Origin of the sequence: Nocardia sp. NPDC127606 (genome assembly GCF_042671725.1) — a bacterium.
Taxonomy (GTDB): Bacteria; Actinomycetota; Actinomycetes; order Mycobacteriales; family Mycobacteriaceae; genus Nocardia.
The window spans coordinates 250065-272599 of the sequence record NZ_JBHXWQ010000008.1 but is presented as its reverse complement, the minus strand read 5'-3'; the positions used below and the strand labels follow the sequence as shown (position 1 = coordinate 272599).

At 68.3% G+C, this 22535-nt stretch carries 20 protein-coding genes; 8 read left to right on the top strand and 12 right to left on the bottom strand.

Annotated features, from left to right (window positions below; translation table 11 throughout):
- The first annotated feature begins 7 nt into the window (after positions 1-7).
- Positions 8-1594: an FAD-dependent oxidoreductase gene (locus tag ACFVJ5_RS29335; RefSeq protein ID WP_379225003.1), complete on the top strand. Its 1587-nt coding sequence runs from the start codon at positions 8-10 to the stop codon at positions 1592-1594.
- Between the two features lie 57 nt (positions 1595-1651).
- Here ACFVJ5_RS29335 and ACFVJ5_RS29330 read toward each other — a convergent pair whose 3' ends face one another.
- Positions 1652-2413 carry a glucose 1-dehydrogenase gene (locus ACFVJ5_RS29330; protein ID WP_379225001.1) on the bottom strand — a complete coding sequence of 254 codons (762 nt, stop codon included), beginning with the start codon at positions 2411-2413 and terminating at the stop codon, positions 1652-1654.
- Positions 2414-2937: 524 nt separating this feature from the next.
- Here ACFVJ5_RS29330 and ACFVJ5_RS29325 point away from each other — a divergent pair.
- Positions 2938-5196, top strand: a complete 2259-nt coding sequence (locus ACFVJ5_RS29325) for an Hsp70 family protein (RefSeq protein ID WP_379224999.1) — start codon at positions 2938-2940, stop codon at positions 5194-5196.
- A 158-nt stretch (positions 5197-5354) separates the two neighbouring features.
- Positions 5355-6155, top strand: coding sequence for an HAD family hydrolase (locus tag ACFVJ5_RS29320; protein ID WP_379224997.1), 801 nt, complete (start codon positions 5355-5357; stop codon positions 6153-6155).
- Positions 6156-6199: 44 nt separating this feature from the next.
- Here the strand turns inward: ACFVJ5_RS29320 and ACFVJ5_RS29315 are convergent, their stop codons facing one another.
- A complete protein-coding gene (locus ACFVJ5_RS29315; RefSeq protein ID WP_379224995.1) occupies positions 6200-6610 on the bottom strand; it encodes a VOC family protein in 411 nt (136 codons plus the stop codon).
- A 94-nt stretch (positions 6611-6704) separates the two neighbouring features.
- Here ACFVJ5_RS29315 and ACFVJ5_RS29310 point away from each other — a divergent pair, with 94 nt between their 5' ends.
- On the top strand, positions 6705-7643 hold the full coding sequence (locus ACFVJ5_RS29310; RefSeq protein WP_379224993.1) for a helix-turn-helix transcriptional regulator: 939 nt from the start codon (positions 6705-6707) through the stop codon (positions 7641-7643).
- A 71-nt stretch (positions 7644-7714) separates the two neighbouring features.
- On the opposite strand, the gene ACFVJ5_RS29305 is transcribed toward ACFVJ5_RS29310, so the two are convergent.
- Positions 7715-8410: an SGNH/GDSL hydrolase family protein gene (locus tag ACFVJ5_RS29305; RefSeq protein ID WP_379224991.1), complete on the bottom strand. Its 696-nt coding sequence runs from the start codon at positions 8408-8410 to the stop codon at positions 7715-7717.
- A gap of 15 nt (positions 8411-8425) precedes the next feature.
- A complete protein-coding gene (locus tag ACFVJ5_RS29300; protein ID WP_379224989.1) occupies positions 8426-9844 on the bottom strand; it encodes an MFS transporter in 1419 nt (472 codons plus the stop codon).
- A gap of 102 nt (positions 9845-9946) precedes the next feature.
- Here ACFVJ5_RS29300 and ACFVJ5_RS29295 point away from each other — a divergent pair, with 102 nt between their 5' ends.
- A complete protein-coding gene (locus tag ACFVJ5_RS29295; RefSeq protein ID WP_379224987.1) occupies positions 9947-10570 on the top strand; it encodes a TetR/AcrR family transcriptional regulator in 624 nt (207 codons plus the stop codon).
- A gap of 100 nt (positions 10571-10670) precedes the next feature.
- On the opposite strand, the gene ACFVJ5_RS29290 is transcribed toward ACFVJ5_RS29295, so the two are convergent.
- The 6 genes from ACFVJ5_RS29290 to ACFVJ5_RS29265 form a co-directional block, all read right to left on the bottom strand.
- Positions 10671-11684, bottom strand: a complete 1014-nt coding sequence (locus tag ACFVJ5_RS29290; protein ID WP_379224985.1) for a hypothetical protein — start codon at positions 11682-11684, stop codon at positions 10671-10673.
- Between the two features lie 339 nt (positions 11685-12023).
- Positions 12024-12842 (bottom strand): sirohydrochlorin chelatase, encoded by an 819-nt coding sequence (locus ACFVJ5_RS29285; protein ID WP_379224983.1) that lies wholly within the window; start codon positions 12840-12842, stop codon positions 12024-12026.
- A 38-nt stretch (positions 12843-12880) separates the two neighbouring features.
- Positions 12881-14176, bottom strand: a complete 1296-nt coding sequence (locus ACFVJ5_RS29280) for a sulfate adenylyltransferase subunit 1 (RefSeq protein WP_379224981.1) — start codon at positions 14174-14176, stop codon at positions 12881-12883.
- 115 nt (positions 14177-14291) lie between these two features.
- Positions 14292-15251, bottom strand: a complete 960-nt coding sequence (gene cysD / locus ACFVJ5_RS29275) for a sulfate adenylyltransferase subunit CysD (RefSeq protein WP_379224979.1) — start codon at positions 15249-15251, stop codon at positions 14292-14294.
- Positions 15248-15943 carry a phosphoadenylyl-sulfate reductase gene (locus tag ACFVJ5_RS29270; protein WP_358112743.1) on the bottom strand — a complete coding sequence of 232 codons (696 nt, stop codon included), beginning with the start codon at positions 15941-15943 and terminating at the stop codon, positions 15248-15250. The genes cysD and ACFVJ5_RS29270 overlap by 4 nt, the downstream gene beginning before the upstream one ends.
- A gap of 44 nt (positions 15944-15987) precedes the next feature.
- Entirely contained in the window at positions 15988-17772 is a 1785-nt protein-coding gene (locus tag ACFVJ5_RS29265; protein WP_379224977.1) for a nitrite/sulfite reductase, read from the bottom strand.
- Between the two features lie 436 nt (positions 17773-18208).
- Between ACFVJ5_RS29265 and ACFVJ5_RS29260 the strand changes: the two genes are divergently transcribed.
- The 3 genes from ACFVJ5_RS29260 (at position 18209) to ACFVJ5_RS29250 (ending at position 20453) form a co-directional block, all read left to right on the top strand.
- Positions 18209-18637: an SgcJ/EcaC family oxidoreductase gene (locus ACFVJ5_RS29260; RefSeq protein ID WP_379224976.1), complete on the top strand. Its 429-nt coding sequence runs from the start codon at positions 18209-18211 to the stop codon at positions 18635-18637.
- A gap of 51 nt (positions 18638-18688) precedes the next feature.
- The gene (gene hemW / locus ACFVJ5_RS29255; RefSeq protein ID WP_379224975.1) at positions 18689-19909 is read left to right on the top strand and encodes a radical SAM family heme chaperone HemW; all 1221 of its coding nucleotides are present in this window, start codon (positions 18689-18691) and stop codon (positions 19907-19909) included.
- Positions 19910-20210: 301 nt separating this feature from the next.
- Complete coding sequence (locus ACFVJ5_RS29250) at positions 20211-20453, top strand: hypothetical protein (RefSeq protein ID WP_067456243.1); 243 nt, start codon at positions 20211-20213, stop codon at positions 20451-20453.
- Between the two features lie 66 nt (positions 20454-20519).
- On the opposite strand, the gene ACFVJ5_RS29245 is transcribed toward ACFVJ5_RS29250, so the two are convergent.
- Both ACFVJ5_RS29245 and ACFVJ5_RS29240 read right to left on the bottom strand, forming a co-directional pair.
- Positions 20520-21965, bottom strand: coding sequence for a hypothetical protein (locus ACFVJ5_RS29245; RefSeq protein ID WP_379224972.1), 1446 nt, complete (start codon positions 21963-21965; stop codon positions 20520-20522).
- Positions 21965-22378, bottom strand: a complete 414-nt coding sequence (locus ACFVJ5_RS29240) for a hypothetical protein (RefSeq protein WP_379224970.1) — start codon at positions 22376-22378, stop codon at positions 21965-21967. Before ACFVJ5_RS29240 ends, ACFVJ5_RS29245 begins: the two co-directional genes overlap by 1 nt.
- Positions 22379-22535 lie beyond the last annotated feature (157 nt).

The window sequence follows — 22535 nt, the reverse complement described above, 5'->3', positions numbered from 1 at the left end:
TAGCGATATGCCATACGTTGTCACCCAGTCATGCTGTAGTGACGCCTCGTGCGTCTATGCGTGCCCGGTCAACTGCATTCATCCCACCCCGGATGAGCCGGATTTCCGTACCGCGGAAATGCTGTACGTCGATCCGGCGGCCTGCGTGGACTGTGGTGCCTGTGCCACCGCATGCCCCGTCGATGCCATCACCTCGTCGAAGAAGCTGACCGACGAGCAGAAGCCGTTCATCGAGATCAACGCCGACTTCTACCGCGTGCAACGGGATCGGCCGACGTTGGCCGCGCCGGTGATGCCGCCCGCGATCGACACGCAGCGTTCCCCGCTGCGGGTCGCCATCGTGGGATCGGGTCCCTCGGCGATGTACGCCGCCGACGAGCTGCTCACCCAGCCCGGTGTCGCGGTCACGATGTTCGACCGCCTGCCGCAGGCCTACGGTCTGGCCCGCCTCGGTGTCGCGCCCGATCACAAGCACACGCGTAAGGTCGCCGACCTGTTCGACATCATGTCGAAGCAGGACGACTTCGGTACCTACCTCGATGTCGAGATCGGCAAGCACATCAGCCATGCCGAGCTGCTCGAGCACTTCCACGGCGTGATCTACGCCGTCGGCGCGTCCTCGGATCGCAAGCTGGGCATTCCGGGCGAAGGCCTGGCGGGCAATGTGTCGGCCACCGACTTCGTCGCCTGGTACAACGGCCATCCCGACCACGTCGAGGACCGGTTCGATCTGAACCAGAAGCGGGTCGTCATCGTCGGCAACGGCAACGTCGCGCTCGACGTCGCCCGCATCCTGACCGTGAACCCGGCGCTGCTCGCCGACACCGACATCGCGCCGTACGCGCTGAAGGCATTGCGCGAGAGCAAGATCGAAGAGGTCGTGATCCTGGGTCGTCGTGGTCCGGCCGAGTCGGCGTTCACGGTGCCCGAGTTCGTCGGCCTGCTGGCCGCCGATATCGACATCGCGATCGACGGCGAGCTGCCCGCGATCACACCGGATCTGCCCTACAAGGTCGAGCAGAAGCTGCGCCTGCTGCACAGCGTCGCGAAGCGCCCGTTCGGTGCGCGCAAGCGCATCGTGTTCCGTTACCTGTCCTCCCCGGTGGAGATCGTCGGCACCGACACGGTGACCGGGGTGCGGGTGGAGCGCAACGAGCTCGTCGCCGATGCCGACGGTCGGGTGGCCGCCACGCCGACCGGTGATACGACGCTGCTCGAAGCCGGTGTCGTGCTCACCTCGGTCGGTTACCGAGGCGTGCCGACCGTGGATCTGCCGTTCGACGACGCTCGTGCGGTGATCCCGAACGACGCGGGCCGGGTGCTCACCGCGCCCGGTGGCGAGGTCTTCCCCGGCACGTATGTGACCGGCTGGATCAAGCGCGGCCCGACCGGTTTCATCGGGACCAACAAGTCGTGTGCGCAGGAGACCGTGCAGCAGCTCGCCGATGATTTCAACGGCGGCAAGCTGCGTGAGCCCACCCGTGACGCGTCCGAGTTCGACCGTCTCGTGCGCGCCCGTCGCCCGCAGGCGGTCGCCCGCGGCGCCGCGGTGCCGAGGGAACGTTCGGTGAAGCGGCTGTTCGCTCGCAGCTGATCGAAAAGTAAAGGCCCGCAACGTCACTGGGAGACGTTGCGGGCTTTTTCTGTGCGCCTACTGCGCGGTGAAGCCGCCGTCCGCGGCGATGGCCGCACCGGTGACGAACGATGCCTCGCTGCTGAGCAGGAAGGCGCACACCGCGGCGGCCTCGTCGGGCTGGGAGATCCGGCCCATCGGGTGCAGCGCCGCGATGGCCGCCTCGCCCTCGGGCGTCGCGCCCATCGAGGCCCGGAACGCCGGGGTGTCGACCGCGCCGGAGATCAGCGCGTTGACCCGCACGCCCGCCGCCGCGGTCTCGAGCGCCACCGACCGGGTGAGCCCGACGACGGCGTGCTTGGCGGCCACATAGGGTGCCACGTGCGCCATGCCGACCACGCCGAGGTTGGAGGCGTTGTTCAGGATCGCGCCGCCGCCGGAGGCGGTGATGGCCGGAACCTGGTGGCGCAGACCGTAGAAGACGCCGTCGAGGTTCAGATCCAGGTCGGCGCGCCAGGACGCGGTGTCGATCTCGGCGATCGGCCCGAAGGCGTTCACCGCGCCCGCGTTGTTGAAAGCCGCGTCGAGGCGGCCGTATTCGGTGAGCGCGGCCTGGGTGAGTCGTTCGACATCGGCGTCGACGGTGACATCGGTCGCGACGAACAGCGCGCGGCCGCCCGCCGCCCTGATCTGCTCGGCGACCTGCTCGCCCTGGTCCTTGCCGCGGGAGCCGAGAACCACGGCGGCCCCTTCGGACGCGACTCGCAGTGCGACCGCCTTGCCGATGCCGGAGCCGGCGCCGGTGATGAGTACGACCTGGTCGGCGAATCGAGTGGACATGCGTAGTGCCTTCTTTCCCTTGGTGTTTCGAACATCCGGTCGGTGTCTGCCCGCCCTTTCAGTCAACCGGCGCGCACAGGGCCGTGCTGGCGGGATTCGGTCGCCGCGTTGACGCGTCACTGAAATCGGGCCAACTTCGAAATGGGGGAATGTAATTCGCCACCAGTGAAATCGCGTCGGTAGTAAATGAATTGGTTACCGGCCGGTAAGTGTGCTGAATGGCCGGGATAACAAACTCGAAGAATGTATTCAGTGGGCGCTCTGTCCGATTACTCGCAGGTAGCTGCTTCTCGGAGTCTGTACATCGCCGGGAGAGTGTTCAGGGGGGTGGATATTTAATCTCCAACGATCTCACCTGCATGAATAGTCTTGTGGTGGCACATGGTTGCCGATTCCGTATCAATCCGGCAGCAATTCGCGGACGTGCCAGTTAATCTAGGCGAGCTGTTTGGAAGACGACCGCGGCCACATGGTGCGCTCGCGTGCTGGACGTGGTCACGGTGCGTTGACGGGATAGCAAAAACATGACCAGAGGTCTGGGCTTGAGTATCGGTGCGGTCAATGCGATTTCGGCGGTAGTCGCCGACGATCCGGCCAAACCGGCGGTGCGCACACGACGCACCGCACTGACATTCGACGACGCGGGCAGGCCCCGTATCGGCGCGATCAACGAATTCGCCTCGGCGATCACGGATTTCGCGGATCTGACCCGCGAGCCCGAGCCGATGGTGATGGGTGGACGGTTCTACTCGGCGACCAACCTGATCGCCGCGGTGGTCACCGGTCTGATCGAGCTGGCCGAACCGCCCGCCGGGATCGTATTGACCTATCCGGCGGTCTACACCGACAAACAGGTCTCGTTACTCGGCCAGGCGCTGCATCTCGCGGGCGCCGGTGAGGTCCTGTTGGTGCCGGAACCGGTCGCCGCCGCGGAATGGCTCGAGGTCGATCGCGGCCCATTGGAACCGGGCTTCGTGCTCGTCTACGACCTGGGCGCCACCAGCCTCGACCTCACCGTGCTACGCGTCGGTCCCGACTGGCCGCACCACCCGATGGTCGGAACTCCCACGCGGTCCACCGATTTCGGTGGCAAGCCGCTCGGCGAGATGGTCGCTCGCTACGCGGGCGACCCGGGTCCGGGCCGCGCGACTCAGACCCTCACCTCCATGGTGAACATCGACGCGCTGCGCGCCGAACACATCCGCGACACCTTCCCGCTGGTCAGCAAGAGCGTGTCCGCGGCGGGGCTGCGGCTCGCGGACCTGTCGCGCATCCTCGTGGTCGGCGGTGCCTCGCGCCCGCCCGAAGTCGCCCGCACCCTCGCCGAACTCGGCGTTCCGCTCGTCACCGTCGCCGACCCCGGCCAGGTGATCGCCTCGGGCGCGGCGGGTTTGGCGGCTCGCACCTTCGCGCCGGAGCAGCAGACCGGTGGCCCCGTGCCGCATGTTGCGGTGTTCTCCAGCGCGGCAGTCGTTTCCGCGCTCGCCATGTCGGCGATGACCGTGTTCGGCAGTCCCTTCGATCCCGGCCTGATGCCGGTCCTCGACCGGTTCCCGGTGCTGGGTGTTCCCGCCGACGCGTTGCTCTACGACATGAGCGCCGACCTCCTCGCCGCCCGAACCGCAGGTCTGGTCAGCGATGTCGACCCGGTCAACGGCCGCATCCGGGTGGCGAGCGTAGCCGCGGCTCGCAGCGCCTACGAGAACTTCATCGCCCCCGCGACCGCGCCCGGCGGCAAATCGCGCCCCGGCGGGAGCGCCGACCGAGGCGGGCCCGGCCACCAGGACGTCCGCAACGACTGCAAGTCGCCGGTCCTCGCCCGCACCACCTACGGCGACCCGGCCCGCTTCATCAACCCCTTACCCTTCGGTCAACAGGCCGCCCATCCCCAGAACACGCCGACCAACCCCGGCGCTCCCGAACTGCCCCACGGCGGCCCGGTCTCGACCCCCGGCACTCCAGAAGCACCGGGGACGCCGACCTCGCCCGGCACTGTTCCAGCGGTAGGCACCGCGCCGTCGCCGGGCACCGCACCGACGGACGGGACCTCCACACCGACCGGTGGCACATCCGCGCCGAGCACGGGCGGCGTCACGATCGACGTCGGTGGATCGGCCCCGGCCGGTGGAACCGACACCGGCACAACACCTTCCAGCCCCGGCACCTCGACCGGCGGGACTGCCGGCGGCACCTCGGGCGAGACGCCGACCGGCGGTACGACCGACGGAGGTTCCGCAGGCGGCTCGACCGGTGGTGGAACGTCCAGCGGCACAGGCACTTCCGGTGGCTCGACCGGTGGTGGCACGTCCGATGGCGGTGCATCGAACGGCGGCAGCACCGGCGGTGGTGGTGCGTCTGGCGGTGGATCTGACAGTGGTGCTTCCGGTGGTGCTTCCAGTGGTGGTGCGTCGGGTGGCGGCGCGTCAGGCGGCGGCGCGTCCGGTGGTGGATCTGACAGTGGTGCGTCGGGTGGCGGCGCGTCCGGTGGTGGTGCGTCAACCGGTGGTGCGTCGGGTGGTGGTGCTTCCGGTGGTGGTGCGTCAAGCGGCGGCGCATCGGGTGGTGCATCCTCCGGTGGCGGATCCGACAGCGGTGCGTCCGCCGGTGGCGCGTCATCCGGTGGTGCGTCCGCCGGTGGTGCGTCCGCGGGTGGTGCGTCATCGGGGGGTGCGTCCTCCAGCGGTGCTTCCTCGGGAGGCTCCAAAGGTGGCGCATCGGCAGGTGGATCCGCCGGAGGCGGGGGTGGCGGCGGCGGTGGCGGGGGTGGCGGCTCACGCCGCTGACCATCGGCCACGCCCCTGTTGCAGCCCGCCGCGTCATCAGCGGGTCTTGCCACGGGAGTCGGTCTCGCCGTCCGCGGCCACGGCGGTGCGTTCGGTCCGGCCGGAGCGCTGGTACTGAAACCGAGGTGGGTGTCGGTGGGTGCGGGCACAATGGGACGGTGGGTTTAGCTGGGGGAGCGCCGAAGCTGATTGCGCTCGATGTGGATGGGACCCTGCTGTCGAAGGGGGTCGATATCAGCGCGCGGGTGGGGGCGGCGGTGTCGGCGGCGGTGTCGGCGGGCGCGCATGTGGTGGTGACCACCGGGCGAACATTGCTCACCACGCGTCCGGTGCTGAGCGCGCTCGGCCTCGCCGAGGGACATGCGTTGTGCTCCAACGGCGCTGTGCACATCGATGTGGCGCGTGGCGAGCCGGTCGCGGTCCAGTCGTTCGATCCGGGACCTGCCGTGCTCGCGCTGAGCGCACTGTTCCCAGCGATGGTCTTCGCCGCGGAACAGGTGGGCGTGGGTACCTGGGCGACGGGCCACGGGCCGGGGGAGGAGTTCTCGATCGGCGACTTCCAACTCGTCGACCACCGCACACTGAGCAGTGTCCCGACCCCGCGCCTCAACGGCTGGTGGCCCGACGGCAGCCCTGACGAAATGCTGCGCCTACTACAAGAATTCGATGTGCCCGACGCGTCCTGGGTGCACGGCGAGTACGGCCCATGGCTCACGGTTTCCCGCCGCGGCGTGTCCAAAGGCTGGGCGCTGGAACAACTCCGGCTCCTCCTCGGCGTCGAGGCCGACGCGACCCTGGCTATCGGCGACGGCTTCAACGACCGTGAGATGTTGCGCTGGGCGGCACATTCGGTAGCGATGGCAGGCTCGCCCGACGCGGTGCTCGCCCTCGCCGACGAGGTGACCGGCGACGTCAGCGAGGACGGCGTGGCCACCGTCCTCGAGCGCTGGTTCGTCTGAGGGCCGCAGTTGTCGCCACCGGCGCCACAGCCTGAACGTGGGCCCTAGGTCGAGACCGACGCGGTCATCGCCACATAGTGGGGGTTCGCCATGATCCCGAGCACATTGCCGAACGGATCCAGCACCGCCGCGGTCGCGAAGCCGGCGCCCTCGCCGCGTTCGGTGATCGGCTCGTACTCGGTGGCGCCGAGCTCGAGCAGTCGGGCGAAGGTGGCCGCGAGGTCGTCGACCTGCCAGAACACCACTCCGCCCCCGCCCGGGGCATTGCGCGCGCCTGCCGGGGCATACGCGCGGTTGATGATTCCCAGCTCGGCCTGCAACGGTCCGAGCCGGAACTCGTAGTACCCGCCGGGAACCTCGTAATACGGTGCGATGCCGAGGAATTCGCTGTACCAGTCCTTGGCGGCGGTGAGGTCGTCGGCGTAATAGGTGGTGGTGGCCATTCCGCGCAGCATGTCTGCTCCATTCGGTTGTCGCTTCGGTGTGACAACGACTCTGCCAGCCAAAGTGCTCACTGAATGAGCACTTTGTTCGGCAGAATTACCGAGTATGCGAGCAGACAGATTGGTAGCCACCCTGTTGTTGATGCAGGCGCGCGGACGGGTGACGGCCGCCGAGGTCGCGGCCGAGCTCGAAGTCTCGGTGGCGACGGCCCGGCGTGATCTGGAGGCCTTGTCGGCCGCAGGCATCCCGGTCTATCCGCAATCGGGTCGCGGGGGCGGTTGGTCGCTGATCGGCGGCGCCCGCACCGACCTGTCCGGACTGACGGCGGGGGAGACCAGGGCGCTGTTCTTGCTCGCGGGTCCGGCGGCCCAGGCCGCCCCCGAACTGAAGTCGGCTCTTCGCAAACTGGTTCGCGCCCTGCCGCACACTTTCCGCGCCGATGCGGCCGCCGCGGCCGACGCGGTGGTGGTCGATCCGGCGCGGTGGGGTCGCCCCGATCCGCAAGCACCCGCGGTGCTCGATACGCTGCGGCGCGCGGTGGTGGATCGGCGTCGCGTGCGCATCGAATACCTGCGCAAGGGTGAACGCACGGTCCGCACGATCGATCCGTGGGGCCTGGTCGAGAAGGAAACGGTCTGGTACCTCATCGCGGGCACCGACCGCGGGCAGCGAACGTTCCGCCTTGACCGTATCGCCGGGGTCAGCACTCTCGACGAAACAGCCGACCGACCAGCGGATTTCGATCTCCACGCGGAGTGGGCTCACATCGTCGAGCAGATGGAGGGGCGTCGCGCCGCAGTGTCCGCGACGGTTCTCGTCTCCACCGAGCTCGCCCCCATCCTGGCCGACCAGCAGGGCCGTAACTGCATTCTGCTCGGCCCAGCCCCCGACGGTCGGGTGCGAGCACAGATCACCGCCGACACCGCGAAAATGGTCGCCCGGCAGCTGGCGGGCTGGGGCGGCGACGTGGAGGTGATCGGTCCTGCCGAGGTGAGATCCGAACTGGTCGCACTCGGCACTCGGTTGGTGCACGACAACAGGTGAGCGCCGCAGCGGCGGACACGCCGTTGCCGACTGAGCTGCGGGGCGATCCTGCTTCGACCGCCCCGCCTCCATTACGACCTGTTGATGAGCGAGGCCAGCGATCTGACCACCTCACCGGCCACCACCGCGTGCCCACTCGTGGTGAAGTGGATGAGATCCGCGCTCATCAACTCGGGTCGAGACTGCAGCGGATGGTTCCAGAATTCGGTGAGCACCGCATCGAATTCGGCGGCCACCGCCCGCACCACCTCGTTGAACGCGATCATCTGCGGCCGCATGGCTCGCATCGGGGCCATTCGCTCGACGGACCACGCGTCGGCCACGGTGAAAATCGACAGTTGTGCCCCCGTGGCGGCCAGCGCGGTGAGGATCGTCGACAGATTGGTGTGCAGTTGATCGACATCACCCCCTGCGGTGAACAGGTCGTTGCCGCCGCAGCTGACGTGCGCGAGGTCCGGCGCGAACTCCAGGATTTCGGCGAGCTGCCGGTCGATGACCTGAGCGCTGGTCGCGCCGATCCGGCCCGTATTGCGGTAGGACAGTGTGGGATTGGCCGAAGTGAGGTGTGCCGCGACCCGATCGGCCCAGCCGGTGGGAGCGTATCCGGGACTCGGGTCACCTGTCCCCGCGGCGATCGAATCGCCGAGCACCGCGAAACGCTGCCATGGCGCCCCCGCGAGCAGAGTGGCGGCCTGCTCCGGCGCCAGCACCAGCGGGTCATCGGCCTCGGCGGAGAACTGCACGGAGAGTGGTGTGCTGGAAGACATGTCGATCTCCTCGGTTCAGTTGGTCGAACGAGCCCGCGTTGGCACGGCGAGCAGCAGGGCGACGGCGAGGTTGATGGCCGCGCACACGGCGAACAGCAGGTGGAAGCCGCGAAGGGGGTCGTCGGAAGTCGCCGAGAAGATGGCCGCCAGTACGGCGATGCCGAGTGCTCCGCCCACCTGCCGGGCGGTGACGTTCATCCCGATTCCCGCCGCGAACTGTTGCGGTGGCACAGAACTCGCTGCCGCGGTGCCGAACACCGTGACGACGATGCCGATCCCGCCGCCGCCGAGCACGCCCGCCGGAATCCACGCCGTCCACAGCGCGGGTTCGGGCCCGAATGCGTCGGTGCTCATCCAGACCAGCGCCGCGGTCGACATCAGCGCACCGAGCACGCCTATCCACCGTTGGCCGGTCGGTGTCGTAATCCGCCCGGTGACAACGGCGGTCACCATCGAAGCCACCGCGCCGACGGTCAGCGCCGCCGCCGATTCGAGTACGGAGTAGCCCCAGATCGCGTTGAGGAACAGCGGGCCGGCCAGCAGCCACGCGAACATCGAGGCGCCGAACAGGAACGAACCCGCATTCGCCACGGCGAATTGCCGATCACGCCACAGTGCCACGGCGACAGCGGGATTGGCGTGCCGACGGGAGCGAATCAGCGCGAACGCCGTCAGCGCGAGACCACCGAGCAACGCGACGAGTGTGCCGGGTGCGGTCCAACCCCAGGACTGCCCTTCGGTGACGGCCGCGACGATCGCACCGAGCCCGATCGCGACGGCGAGCGTGCCGAGCGGATCGGGCAGCGTCGTCTCGCGGGAGCCCTGGTCGCCGCCGGGCAGCCGCAGTCCCGGCATGATCAGCGCCAACGCGATCGGCACATTGATCAGGAAGACCGCACGCCAGCCGAACACCTCGACCAACGCGCCACCCAGCGCCGGACCGACCACCGCCGCGAATCCACCGGCGGCCGACCAGGCGCCGATGGCGGCGCCGATCTTGGCCCGTGGCGTGGCTTCCAGGACCAGCCCGAGTGCGGCGGGCACCATGAACGCCGCCGCGATGCCCTGCAGAACACGTCCGGCGATGAGCAAGTCCGCGCCGGGCGCCAGCCCGCACAGCAGCGAGGTGATGGCGAATCCGGCCAGTGCCAGCGCGAACAGGCGACGGCGACCGAGTGCGTCGGCGATGCGCCCGGCCGGGGTGAGCAGCGCCGCGAATGCGATCGCGTAGCCGCTGACGATCCAGGTCAGCGTGCCGGTGGGGGTGCCGGGATAGCTCAGGGCGATCGTCGGGAACGCGATATTGACGACGGAGAGGTCGAGGAAGGCGATGAATGCCGCGCCCGAGGCGACCGCGAGGGTGCGGCCCGCGGCGCTGGTGTCAGGAGTAGCGGTGCTGAGCGGATCTTCGGGCCGAGCTGACACGTCGGTCATGCGGAGTCCTTTGGGGGGAGAAATAAGAACGTACGATCGTTCGTAAATAAAAGTACGACCGATCGTTCGCCTTCGCAACCCCGCGGTGGAACAATGATGCCTATGACCCAGTTGACGGAACCGAGCGATCAGCGGCTGGCCAAGGGCGCCCGTGCGCGCGCCACCATCGCCCGGCGCGCCGCCGAACTCGCCTCCGTCGAGGGTCTCGACGGCCTCAGCATCGGCCGACTCGCCACCGACCTCGGCATCAGCAAGAGCGGCATCGCCACCCTCTTCGGCACGAAAGAGGCCCTCCAGCTCGCCGCCGTCCAGGCGGGCCGCGACATCTTCATCGAACGGGTCATCGCGCCCGGCCTGCGCGCGCCGCGGGGCGGAACCCGGGTTCGCGCGATGATCGACGGCTGGTTCGCCCACATCGAGAATCCCCCCTTCCCCGGCGGCTGCTTCCGGGTGGCCACCCTCACCGAATTCAGCAGCAAGCCCGGCCCTGTGCGCGACGCCGTCGTCGCCGACCACGACAACTGGCTGTCTTTCCTGGCCGACGAGGTCCGGAAGGCTCAGGCCATGGGCGAACTCGCCGACGTCGACCCCGAGCTGCTGGTCTTCGAACTGGACGCGATCGTGAGCGCCGCCAATATCGCTCGCCAGACCGGTGATTCGGCTCGTGTCGAGGCGGCTCGCACCATCGCGACCCGCTTGTTGTCGGACGCGTCGAGCCGAACTTAGCCGGCCGGGTCCGCGGATATGCGCCGGCCTGACACGGCAAGAACCGCCGTGTCAGGGGACCGTGATTTCCAGGGCACATGGGTAACTCGCCGGGAAGGGCTCACTTACCCCGCGCTGCACCGTCGGTCGCCAACGCTGCTGGTGTGATGCCTGAGCCTGACTCGAATGCGCGGAGGGGCGGAACAGCGGTGAGGGTGAATGCGGCGGTCCGGACGACATCGTTGTGCTTGAAGTCCAGGAACAAGCGGTAGGTCCCGGGGCCCGGAACCGCCGTGTGGAAGGTGACTTCGGGGCCCGAGGGCGTGATTCCGTCGCCGGGTTCGCCGTTGGGGTGGACGTGGACATACGCGAGGTCTCCTGCGCGCAGGATGACGAGGTGGCCGAATGCCGCCAGGTACGGCTGCAGATCCGCCACCGGCTCGCCGTTCTCGCGCACGGTGAGCGTCAGCAGATCGCCCTCGGCGCGCAACTCACCGTCTACGGTCACCTCGTAGCCGTCGACCTCGGTGGTGCGGTTCACCGCCGGAACCGGCTGCGGCGCATAGTGTCCCGCGATCGCCAGATCGGCGCCGAGGGTGATGGTGCGGCCGTGTGCGCGCGGTGCGATATCGGTGAACACCCGATAAGCCCCGGCTTCGGGTAGATCCAGCTGAATCACCCAGGTGCCATCCGCTTCCCGCCGCGGGTGTACATGCCAGAACCCGGTCAGCTCGCGGCGCGCCACGATCAGGTGCAGTTCCCGATCGTGAATCGCGTCGAACTCGGTCACGGCCGACCCGTCCGGGCCGAGAATCCGGAATCGGAAGTCGATCTTGCCGGGCTCGGCGATCGTGGTGTCGAGATCGAGGGTGTACCCGTCCTGCGTAATCCGCAGGCCGCCGGGCAAACCCGCGTCGTGTCCGGCTGTGTGTGCGTTGTGGTCGGCGTGTGCGCCACCGCCGTGCTCAGCGTGGGCGTCGTGTGCTTCATGGGCGCCACCTTGCGCTGCGTGACCGTTGTGCGGGGCGTGCGCATCGCCGCCGTGTTCCGCATGTGCGCCGTGTGCGGTGCCCTGTTCGGCGTGACCGGGCTGGGCTGCGGTGTTGACGTGTCCGGCGTGGGCGTTGGTAGTCATCGTTTCGCCTCTCTCAGTTCGCTGTGCGTTGATACGAACATATACCCCTGGGGGGTATGCAGTAAAGAGGGGGGCATGTGAGCTGCGCCACCGTGGATGCCGAGTCCGGTTGTGTCGAGAGCCGTACCACTGGACGCGATGCAGGCGAACTTCGTGGCCGTGGAGGTGGTGGTGACGTCGATTCGGGGGGTGAAACCGAGGGTTGTCGCGGGAGCGGATGTGGACAGCGCGAACCTCGCGCTCATGTCCCGAATCGGGCGGAGTGGGCTCGGGCCGAATCAAGGCAGCGCCACGAGTTACCTGTTCGGGGCGAGACCAAGCGGCCCGGATCCGCTGGGATCAGGCGGAGAGCACGAGCTCGGTGGCGACGGAGGTGTCGTATCGAGCCCAGATCACATCGACCAGCGCGGAGTGCGCTCCGATCACGTCGGCATGCACGACCTCGGGTGCGGCGGCGACCAGCCGGTCGGTGAGCAGCCCCGGCGCCAGGAACCACGGCGCGACGACGATGCGTTCGGCTCCGCGCGCCCGCAGTTGATCCACCGCCCGCTCGATACCGGGTTCGACTGTCGCGAAACACATTTCAGTAGGGCGCCCGGTCACAGCCGCCAGTCGTCGAGCCACGACCGCAGTCCGCCGATTGGCCGCGGCATCGCGCGAACCGACTGCGGCCACGGCGATTCCGACCGGAGCATCGCTCAACGGATCGGTTGCGGCTGTGAGCGCAGCCGGTAAGGCCGCGACCAACGGTGTGACCCGGGTGGCAAGCAGGGGAAGGCGGCACGAGAGTGCGACTCGGTCGGCCACCGCGGCGATGAGCAGCGGGTCGGGGCCGAGTACCGCGGCCTGGGTGAGTTGTAGCCGGGGGTGACGGCGGCCGGCCTCGGCCAGCAGGGCCGGAAGGTCGACCCGCGCGTGAAATGCGTTGCCCAGCAAGAGCGGAACGACGATCACGTCGGTGTGGCCCCGGGCGGCGAGGTCGTCGACCACCTCGTCCACCGAGGGGGTGCTGAGATCCAGAAAAGCCAGCCGGACCGGGATATCGGGCCGGGCCGCGGCGACTTCGGCGACGACGGCCGCCATGGTCGCCGCCGAACGCGGGTCACGGCTGCCGTGCGCAACCGCGATCAACGCGGGCCCGCCTGCACCGCGCGGCACCGGAACGGCACCACGCGGCGGGGCGGGCAGGCGATACATCAGACCGAGGTACCGACCTCGACCGAGGCCAGCACGTCGCCGACCAGGCCGGCCGCGAGCGTGTTGCCACCGGCGGGGTCGATCAGCAGGAACGACCCGGTGTGCCGGTTGGTGCGGTAGTCGTCGGCCGGGATCGGCTCGGCCAAGCGCAGCGAGACACGACCGATGTCGTTGAGCTCCAACGACTCCGGGCTCGGCTGTGCGGTGAGCGTCTGCTCGTCGAACCGCTCCACGAGCGCGCCGACGATGGCCTGGGTGGTCTTGGCGCCGTGCTTGAGCAGCAGCCGGGCGCCGGGACGCAGACCCTTGTCACCGAGCCAGCACACGGTCGCGTCGAAGGTATCGATCGACTCCGGCGCGTCGTGCACGGAGGCGATGATGTCGCCGCGCGAGATGTCGACCTCGTCGGCCAGGATCAGCGTCACACTGCGCCCGACCTGTGCGACGGCCAGTTCACCGTCCGGGGTGTCGATGCGCTCGACGGTGGTCTTCTTGCCCGAGGGCAGCACCACGATCTCGTCGCCGGGCGACACCGAACCGGCCGCGATCTGACCCGCGTAACCCCGGTAGTCGGGGTATTCGGCGGTGCGCGGACGGATCACGTACTGCACGGGAAAACGCAGACCCAGCGCGTGCGTGCCGGTCGAATCAGCGTCCACCGGAACGGATTCCAGGTGCTCGATCAGCGACGGGCCGTTGTAGTACGGGGTGTTCTCGGAGCGGCTGGCGATATTGTCGCCGTGCAGCGCCGAGACCGGGATCTCGATGACGTCCTCGGCGGCCCAGCCCAGCTTCGAGGTGAGCTCGTTGAACTCGGCGGAGATCTCGGCGAACACCTCGGCCGGGTTGTCGACGAGGTCGATCTTGTTCACCGCGAGCACCAGACGCGGCACACCGAGCAGTGCCAGCACGGCCGCGTGGCGACGGGTCTGCTCGATGACGCCCTTGCGCGCGTCGGTCAGCAGGATCACCAGCTGCGCGGTGGACGCGCCCGACACCGTGTTGCGGGTGTACTGCACGTGCCCCGGCGTATCGGCCAGCACGAAAGACCGCTTGGGCGTGGCGAAGTAGCGGTACGCCACGTCGATGGTGATGCCCTGCTCACGCTCGGCGCGCAGGCCGTCGACGAGCAGCGACAGGTCCGGCGTGGACAGTCCGCGGTCGACCGAGGCGCGGGTGACCGCGTCGATCTGATCGGCCAGCACGGACTTCGTGTCGTAGAGCAGCCGTCCGACCAGCGTGGACTTGCCATCGTCGACAGAACCGGCGGTGGCCAGCCTCAATAGGTCGGACATCAGAAATAACCCTCTCGCTTGCGGTCTTCCATGGCAGCTTCGGACACACGGTCGTCGCTCGCCTCGAAGTGGACACTGCGCGCCACGTTCGGTCTGGTGAGTAGCTCCGAACGCATCAGAAATAGCCTTCGCGCTTGCGGTCTTCCATGGCGGCTTCGGACACACGATCGTCGCCGCGAGTAGCACCACGTTCGGTCAGTCGTGACGCCGCGACCTCGGCCAGGATGGCCTGGTTGTCGGCGGCGTCGGAGATGATGGCGCCGGTGGTGGAACCGTCGCCGACGGTGCGGTAGCGCACCGAACGGGTCTCGAGGACCTCGTTCTCGTTCGGGCCGCCCCACACGCCGGGCGTCATCCACATGCCGTCGCGGGAGTACACCGGACGCTCGTGCGCGTAGTAGATCGATGCCAGGTCGATATCCTCGCGGGCGATGTAGCGCCAGATATCGAGCTCGGTCCAGTTGCTCAGCGGGAACACCCGCACGTGCTCACCCGGCGCGTGCTTGCCGTTGTAGAGGTTCCACAGCTCGGGACGCTGACGCTTCGGGTCCCACTGGCCGAAGGCATTGCGCAGCGAGAAGATCCGCTCCTTCGCGCGCGAACGCTCCTCGTCGCGACGACCGCCGCCGAAGACCGCGTCGAAGCGGTGTTCGGTGATGGCGTCGAGCAGCGGCACGGTCTGCAGCGGGTTGCGGATGCCGTCGGGGCGCTCGGTCAGGCGGCCGTCGGCCAGGTACTCCTCGACCGAGGCCACGTGCAGGCGAAGGCTGTAGCGCTCGACCACCTTGTCGCGGAACTCGAGCACCTCGTCGAGGTTGTGCCCGGTGTCCACGTGCAGCAGCGTGAACGGCAGTGGCGCGGGCCAGAAGGCCTTGAGCGCCAGGTGCAGCAGGACGGTGGAGTCCTTGCCGCCGGAGAACAGGATCACGGGGCGCTCGAATTCGCCCGCGACCTCACGGAAGATGTGGATCGCCTCGGATTCCAGCGCCGCGAGGGTGTCGAACTCGGTCAGGCCGAGTTCGCGTTCGGTGGTGTTGGTACTCACAGGCTCACTCCCAGTGGTGGTGATGGTCATGATTGGTGCAATCCGCATTCGGTCTTGGCGATACCGGCCCAGCGGCCGCTGCGCGGATCGGACCCCGGCTCGGGCTTGCGCGTGCACGGCGCGCAGCCGATGGACGGGTAACCCTCCTCCACCAGGGGATTGACGAGAATGCCGTTGGCCTCGATGTAGGCCTGCATCTCGTCGTCGGACCACGGTGCGATCGGGTTGATCTTCACCAGGCCGAAGGCTTCGTCGAACGAGATCAGCGGCGCGTTGGCGCGGGTGGGCGCCTCGACGCGGCGGATGCCGGTGATCCACGCGTTGTAGCCGCTCAGCGACTTCTTCAGCGGGACCACTTTGCGCAGCCGGCAGCATTCGGCGGCGTCGCGGGCGAACAGATCCTTGCCGAGCAGTTCGTCCTGCTCGGCGACGCTCGCCTCCGGGCGCACGTTCACCACGTTCACCCCGTACACGGCCTCGACCGCGTCGCGGGTGCCGATGGTCTCGGCGAAGTGGTAGCCGGTGTCGAGGAAGAGAACGTCCACACCGGGACGGGTCTGCGCGGCCAAATGAACCAGCACGCCGTCCTGCATGTTCGACGCGACGATGTAGCCGTTGCCGAAGTTGCGGTCGGTCCAGGCGATCAGGTCGGCGGGCGAGGCATCGGGGCCCAGCTCGGCCGCGCCCTGCTCGGCGAGGGTGCGCAGTTCTTCTTCGGACATTTTTGCCGCGAGATTGGTTGTCACAGTGGGGATCTCCTCATCGACTATCGGAGGTCGGCCTCGTCGGCGCGCACAGCCCACACCGCGAAGCGTTCCCCGGATTCCCGGTTCTTGACGAAGTTGCGGACGACGCGATCGATGTAGTCACCGAGCTCGACGCTGGTCACCTTGTGCTGACGCAACTTCCGGCCGAACGCGCTGTCCAGGCCGAGGCTGCCACCGAGATGAACCTGGAAACCCTCCACCTGATTCCCGGTGCCGTCGTCGACGAGCTGGCCCTTGAAGCCGATGTCGGCGATCTGGGACCGGCCGCAGGAGTTCGGGCAGCCGTTGATGTTGATGGTGATCGGCACGTCGAGTTCGGCGTTGATGTCGGCCAGGCGCTGCTCGAGCTCGGGCGCCAGCACCTGCGAGCGCTTACGGGTCTCGACGAAGGAGAGCTTGCAGAACTCGATGCCACTGCACGCCAGCAGGTTTCGGCGCCAGACCGAGGGCCGGGCCTGCAGGCCGAGTGGTTCGAGTTCGTCGATCAGCGCGTCGACCTGGTCGTCGGGGATGTCGAGGACGATCAGCTTCTGGTACGGGGTGAAGCGGATACGATCCGAGCCGTACTTCTCGGCGGCGTCGGCGACCTTGCTCAGGATGGTGCCCGAGACGCGACCGGCGATGGGGGAGAAGCCGACGGAGTTCAGGCCGTTGCGCAGCTTCTGCACACCGACGTGGTCGATGGGCTTGGCCGGTTGCGCGGGCGCGGGACCGTCGATGAGCTTGCGCTTCAGGTACTCGTCCTCGAGTACCTGACGGAACTTCTCGATGCCCCAGTCCTTGATCAGGAACTTCAGGCGGGCCTTGGTACGCAGGCGGCGGTAGCCGTAGTCGCGGTAGAGCGAGACGACCGCTTCCCACACATCGGGGACCTCTTCGAGGGGCACGAACGCGCCCACGCGCTGAGCCAGCATCGGGTTGGTGGACAGACCGCCGCCGACCCAGAGATCGAGGCCGGGGCCGTGTTCGGGGTGGTTCACGCCGACGAAGGCGATGTCGTTGATCTCGTGCACCACGTCCTGCTGGCCCGAGATCGCGGTCTTGAACTTGCGGGGAAGGTTCGAGTACTCCTTCTTCCCGATGTAGCGCTTGACGATCTCGTCGATCGCCCAGGTGGGGTCGATGATCTCGTCGAGGGACTCACCGGCGAGCGGCGAACCGAGCACCACGCGCGGGCAGTCGCCGCACGCCTCGGTGGTGTGCAGACCGACCGACTCGAGCCGACGCCAGATCTCCGGGACGTTCTCGACCTCGATCCAGTGGTACTGGACGTTCTCGCGGTCGGACAGGTCGGCGGTGTCGCGGCCGAACTCGGTGGAGATCTGGCCGACCGTGCGCAGCTGGGCGGCGGAGAGCGCACCGCCGTCGCACCGCACCCGCATCATGAAGTATTCGGCTTCGAGCAGGTCGATGTTGTCGTCGTCGGTGAAGGTGCCGTCGTAGCCCTCTTCACGCTGGGTGTAGAGACCCCACCAGCGGAAACGGCCACGCAGGTCGGCTTTGTCGATCGAGTCGAAGCCGCCCTTGGCGTAGATGTTCTCGATGCGCGAACGCACGTTGAGCGGGTTGTCGTCCTTCTTGGACTGTTCGTTCGGGTTCAGCGGCTCGCGGTAGCCGAGGGCCCACTGGCCTTCGGACCGGCGGCGGACCGGCTTGCCGGTGCGGGCGCGCGGCGCGACCGGGGCATCGGTGCTCGGGCGGGCCGGGCGCTGGGCGGCTGAACGCTCAGTGCGGGCCTGCGCCGTCGACTGTTCGGTCGAACCGGCGTCGGTGCTCGACGTCATGGGTGGTCGCTCCTGCGGGGGTGTTGGGACATCCGTGCTGAAGGCGCGAGGGGCTGGCTCGCGTCAGGGGAGTCAGCGGGCCGATGAAAGTCGAAGGCACCGGGGGATACCCGGGCGTGGACGCCGCTGCGCTACCGGTGGAAACCGGGCCGACAACAGGCGCTGCAGACACGCTGGAAGTCGACGTGGCGACGGGCCACGAGTCGTACTCCAGTTGCGTGCATGTGCCTATTGTGCCACGTCAGCCTGGTCGTTCCGACCGCAAGGAGATATTTCCCGCACTTTTGGGGGAAATTCCCTGGACGGCCGTCCTGTTCTGTGACGGGGGTCATAGCCCACCGTCCGGAACCGACCTGTGATACGCCCGTGCGGGCAGGTGTGCGGTGCCGCACAGCGCGGTTGACCTGGATCGCGCTCGAGGTTGCACAGTAGTGCCATGAGCAATGACGCCACCGCCGCCGGTCAGACCCCCGCCGATCTCGACACCGAACTCGCGGCCATCCGCGCCGTCGTCGACACCATCGCGCACGCCCAGGCCAACGAACTGGCCGAGGAGTTCGTCGCCGTCTTCCGGGAGGACGCGATCTGGACCACCGGTCACGGCAAGCGGCTGTTCGGGCGCCCCGCCATCGCCGAGTTCACGGCGCAGGTGCTACCGGGAGCCACGACGCACGGCAGCACGACCTACGAGGTCGAGCACGTGCTGTTCCTGCGGCCCGATGTCGCCGCCGTCAAGATCCGCCAGAGCTACTTCACCCTCGACGGCGAACTGTCCGGTCAGGGCACGCCGATGTACGTGATGACCAAGGAAGACGGCGCCTGGGTGCTCACCGCCAACCAGAACACGCCCGTCGTGACGGACTGACGTGCGAGGGGCCGGGCGGGGCGCGCTCGCAGGGCCCGGCAGACTGGAGGGGTGACTACCAGCGCTGCTTCCGGGGCTCCCGGCGTGACACCGGCCGATGCCGATCGGCCGGTGCTGCGCGATTTCGGAAGCGGCGCGTTCGGGGTGTACGTGCACGTGCCCTTCTGCGCCACGCGCTGCGGGTACTGCGACTTCAACACCTATACGGCGGGGGAGCTGGGTACTTCGGCGTCGCCGCAGTCGTGGCTGGAGGCGTTGCGCGGCGAGCTCGCGACCGCCGCGGCCGAGTTCGGTGCCCTGCCGAGCGCGACGCCCGCGGTGTCGACGATCTTCGTCGGCGGCGGGACACCGTCGCTGCTCGGCGGTGACGGGCTGGCGTCGGTTCTCGATGCCGTGCGGGCGAACTTCACCCTGGCCGCCGACGCCGAGGTGACCACCGAATCCAACCCGGAATCCACCTCGCCCGAGTTCTTCGAGCGGCTTCGTGCGGCGGGCTACACCCGGATCTCGCTCGGCATGCAGTCCGCAGCACAGCACGTGCTGAAGGTGCTCGACCGCACGCACACGCCGGGCCGCGCGGTCGCCGCGGCGAAGGAAGCGCGCGCGGCCGGGTTCGATCACGTGAACCTCGACCTGATCTATGGCACCCCCGGCGAGACCGATGCCGATCTGGATCTGAGTCTGGACGCGGTGCTGGCCGCCGGTGTCGATCATGTTTCCGCCTACTCCCTGATCGTCGAGGACGGAACCGCGCTGGCCCGCAAGGTCCGCCGTGGTGAACTGCCCGCACCCGACGACGATGTCCTCGCCGCCCGCTACGAACGCATCGATGCCCGCCTCGCCGACGCCGGTCTGACGTGGTACGAGGTCTCCAACTGGGCCGCGAACGATGCCGCCCGCTGTCAGCACAACCTCGGTTACTGGGACGGTGGTGACTGGCTCGGCGCCGGCCCCGGCGCGCACAGCCACGTCGGCGGCGTTCGCTGGTGGAACGTCAAACACCCCGCCCGCTACGCCGACCGCGTCGCCCTCGGTGGTCTCCCCGCCGCGGGCTGGGAGGCCCTCACCGACGACGAGCGCTACACCGAACACCTCATGCTCACCGTCCGCCTCCGCACCGGCCTGCCCCTCGCGGATCTAGCCCCCTCGGCAAGCTCGGCTCTGGACCGCATCCTGGCCGACGGCCTGGCCCGCGTCACCGGCGAGAACCTGGTCCTCACCGACCGTGGCCGCCTCCTCGCCGACGGCATCGTCCGCGACCTCCTCACCTGACCGCTGAAGTGCTCGCAGGAGCCGGTCTCGGCTGATCGGCGGTGGTGTTGTCCGCGGCCTCGCGGAGCTGCTGAACCCGTCGGAGAATCGCGCGAGCGGTGATGTCATCGTGATCTGAATTTCGAGATTTCTCAGGCTTGGGATCGCATCCAAAGATTGCCCGGTCATCCTGGGGTAATCCACCAATGCACACCTGGTGGGAGGCCCGCGGCAGTGGGGTGCTCTAAGGGTATGTTCGGTGGGTTCGGGGTGGAAGATAACGATTAGGGGCGTAGGCTTCGGCTCGATCCTAGGGAGTTATATGTCCACCGAACGGCACATCACCCTCGTCCACGAGCAGAGCGAATTCGCTGAAGCGCGCTCGGCTGAGAAGGCGGAGAACGCTCGTCAATGCGCGGTCGCCGCGCGGACGGTCGCTTCGCACTCGAACGACGCCGAAGATTGCACGTCGCTGCTGGCGATGTTGGGTCTCGACGCCCTCGCGGGCAAGCAGGTCGGCGCCCCCGACTCCGCCGCTCGCTGCGGCGCTGCTGCCCGAGTCTGATCCGGCACCGGCCGCCCGGCCCGGGCGGCCACTGCCGACGCCTTCGTCGACTCGCTGACATCGCCGTCAGCCCGGAGTCGCCGTTGAGCGCTGCTCGACCGGCGAGAAGTCATCGCCACCACCGATCACCCCACCGGCTATCGCCGGTCGTGGCTCACCGAGTAGTTCCGCGGTGTTCGCGAGCGTGATCAAGTACTCCGGCAGTCCGCGCACGGCGTCCACGCCCGGCGCGGGCGCCGCCGGCGGTGCTCCGCCGCAATGGAAGTAGCGATCGACCGATCTGGTCGTGGCATGCCCTGTCGGCGGGTTGGCGCCGATGGCCGCACCCGTCGATCCGGGAATGCTGTGCCCGATACCCGGCCTCGACGCGTCGTGCTGACCGTGCGGTCGGTACCCCGATGCGCCACCCCATGTCCTGTCACCGCCTCCGCTCGTGCTGACGCTCGCCCCCATCCGCCCAGCCACCGAGCCGACAGCGGGACCGCGCCCCGCCGAAACGACCGCGGGTTCCACAGCCGCGGCAGAAGTCCCTGTGGGCGCTGTGACCAACCCTGCGCTGACAGGTGTCGTCACCGCAGCCGCACTGCTCGTCGGTGCCGTGCCGGTGACACCCGCCGACGCCGAGGCCACCGTCGGAGTGCCGCCCGAGTGTGCCGCCCGGCCATCGGATTCCACCGATCTGCCGTCGAGCAGATCCGGCCCGTCGATCGGAACTCCTGATCCGCGACCATCGCGCCCCACCTTCTCCGAGTCGCCGATCGCCCCGTGCAGAGCCGAACTCTCCCCGGACGCGCCGGACAAGTTCTGCCCGCGACCAGCGGAAACCTCCTCCGGCGACAGCGCACCCCGCTCGCCTCGCGTTTGCCCCGCGGTGCCGATCAGCGATTGCCGGTCGTTCGACCCGCCGGAGTCGAACGACCCAACCGGCACGGGTAGCACCGGAATGCGAGCGACCAACTCCCCGAACGGCAAGACGTACCGCTGCCGCATCGCCGCTCGCGCGTCCTCCTCCGCGGCCGAAGCCGCACCATGCGCCGATGCCGAGCCCATGGCGTGGACCGCCCCACTCGCCGACCACGCCGCAGCACCGGTTCCCTCGACAACCGGCGACCCGACCGCGTACTTGGTCGCCACGATCGCCTCGGCAGCCGCTCGAACCACGCCCGGCAACGCCTCCAGCGCGACAGTCAGATCGTGCGCTCGCGCGACATAGTCGTCGACCGCGAATCCGGCCGCGGCGGCGCCCACGCCCGACCACGCCGACGCCAGCGACCCATTCACCGCGTGCCGGAATGTGCGGAGACCGTCGTCCCACCACCGCGCGATCTGCTCGAACCTGTCCGCTTGCACCAATGCGTCGGTCACCTCGAGCGCCCGGAATGCCGCGACGATCTCCCGATGTCGCCAAGAATGCGTGTTCTCCCCGCCGCCGGGAACACCCGATTCCGCGGCCCCGCTCGAATAGTCCGGATATGCGTGCTCGCCGCGAAACCCGCTCGGCGCGCTGCCCATCACGCTGACTCCGTGGAAATAGGTTGCCCTGCAGCGGTTTCCGACAATCGAAGTCGATCAGCCCACTCTTCGTCAGCAACCACCATCAGATCGCGCGCAGCCCGGAAAGATTGCCGAATGTCGTCCACGATCTGTGAATGCGCATCCAATACGGCAGTGACGCTGTTCTCGTTCGCCGCCGCCGCGGAACGCAATCGCGCTACCAATGTGCGACCGGATATCAATCGCGCTTGTCCCTCGCCCAGCCCCCAGCGCTCCTGATCGCCGATTTCCACGGCAAGTGCCCGCACCCGCGCGATCGCCCGCAGAAATTCCGCACACGCACTGTCGATCCGGGCGAACTCCGCGGGCCGCACCGCGACCGCGCTCGACCCGACTCGCCCCGTTACGCCGGCCCTATCCGGATACCTCACAGTTCCCTCCCCGTGCACACTGTAGTCAGCTGAAAATAGCTGGTAGACCCCCTGATTCAGTCCGAACCTACGCCCGGCGCCCGAGCCCGACAACCCCCGAAACCGCAACTGTGGACAACTCGGGCCTGTGGATAACCTGCCACCGGGCCCGGCCGAG

Bases quoted from the DNA above. Each gene is read 5' to 3' on its own strand.
- ACFVJ5_RS29335 (WP_379225003.1), top strand. From the start codon at position 8: ATGCCATACGTTGTCACCCAGTCATGCTGTAGTGACGCCTCGTGCGTC.
- ACFVJ5_RS29330 (WP_379225001.1), bottom strand. From the start codon at position 2,413: ATGTCCACTCGATTCGCCGACCAGGTCGTACTCATCACCGGCGCCGGC.
- ACFVJ5_RS29325 (WP_379224999.1), top strand. From the start codon at position 2,938: ATGACCAGAGGTCTGGGCTTGAGTATCGGTGCGGTCAATGCGATTTCG.
- ACFVJ5_RS29315 (WP_379224995.1), bottom strand. From the start codon at position 6,610: ATGCTGCGCGGAATGGCCACCACCACCTATTACGCCGACGACCTCACC.
- ACFVJ5_RS29310 (WP_379224993.1), top strand. From the start codon at position 6,705: ATGCGAGCAGACAGATTGGTAGCCACCCTGTTGTTGATGCAGGCGCGC.
- ACFVJ5_RS29305 (WP_379224991.1), bottom strand. From the start codon at position 8,410: ATGTCTTCCAGCACACCACTCTCCGTGCAGTTCTCCGCCGAGGCCGAT.
- ACFVJ5_RS29300 (WP_379224989.1), bottom strand. From the start codon at position 9,844: ATGACCGACGTGTCAGCTCGGCCCGAAGATCCGCTCAGCACCGCTACT.
- ACFVJ5_RS29295 (WP_379224987.1), top strand. From the start codon at position 9,947: ATGACCCAGTTGACGGAACCGAGCGATCAGCGGCTGGCCAAGGGCGCC.
- ACFVJ5_RS29290 (WP_379224985.1), bottom strand. From the start codon at position 11,684: ATGACTACCAACGCCCACGCCGGACACGTCAACACCGCAGCCCAGCCC.
- ACFVJ5_RS29280 (WP_379224981.1), bottom strand. From the start codon at position 14,176: ATGTCCGACCTATTGAGGCTGGCCACCGCCGGTTCTGTCGACGATGGC.
- cysD (WP_379224979.1), bottom strand. From the start codon at position 15,251: ATGACCATCACCACCACTGGGAGTGAGCCTGTGAGTACCAACACCACC.
- ACFVJ5_RS29270 (WP_358112743.1), bottom strand. From the start codon at position 15,943: ATGTCCGAAGAAGAACTGCGCACCCTCGCCGAGCAGGGCGCGGCCGAG.
- ACFVJ5_RS29265 (WP_379224977.1), bottom strand. From the start codon at position 17,772: ATGACGTCGAGCACCGACGCCGGTTCGACCGAACAGTCGACGGCGCAG.
- ACFVJ5_RS29260 (WP_379224976.1), top strand. From the start codon at position 18,209: ATGAGCAATGACGCCACCGCCGCCGGTCAGACCCCCGCCGATCTCGAC.
- ACFVJ5_RS29250 (WP_067456243.1), top strand. From the start codon at position 20,211: ATGTCCACCGAACGGCACATCACCCTCGTCCACGAGCAGAGCGAATTC.
- ACFVJ5_RS29245 (WP_379224972.1), bottom strand. From the start codon at position 21,965: ATGGGCAGCGCGCCGAGCGGGTTTCGCGGCGAGCACGCATATCCGGAC.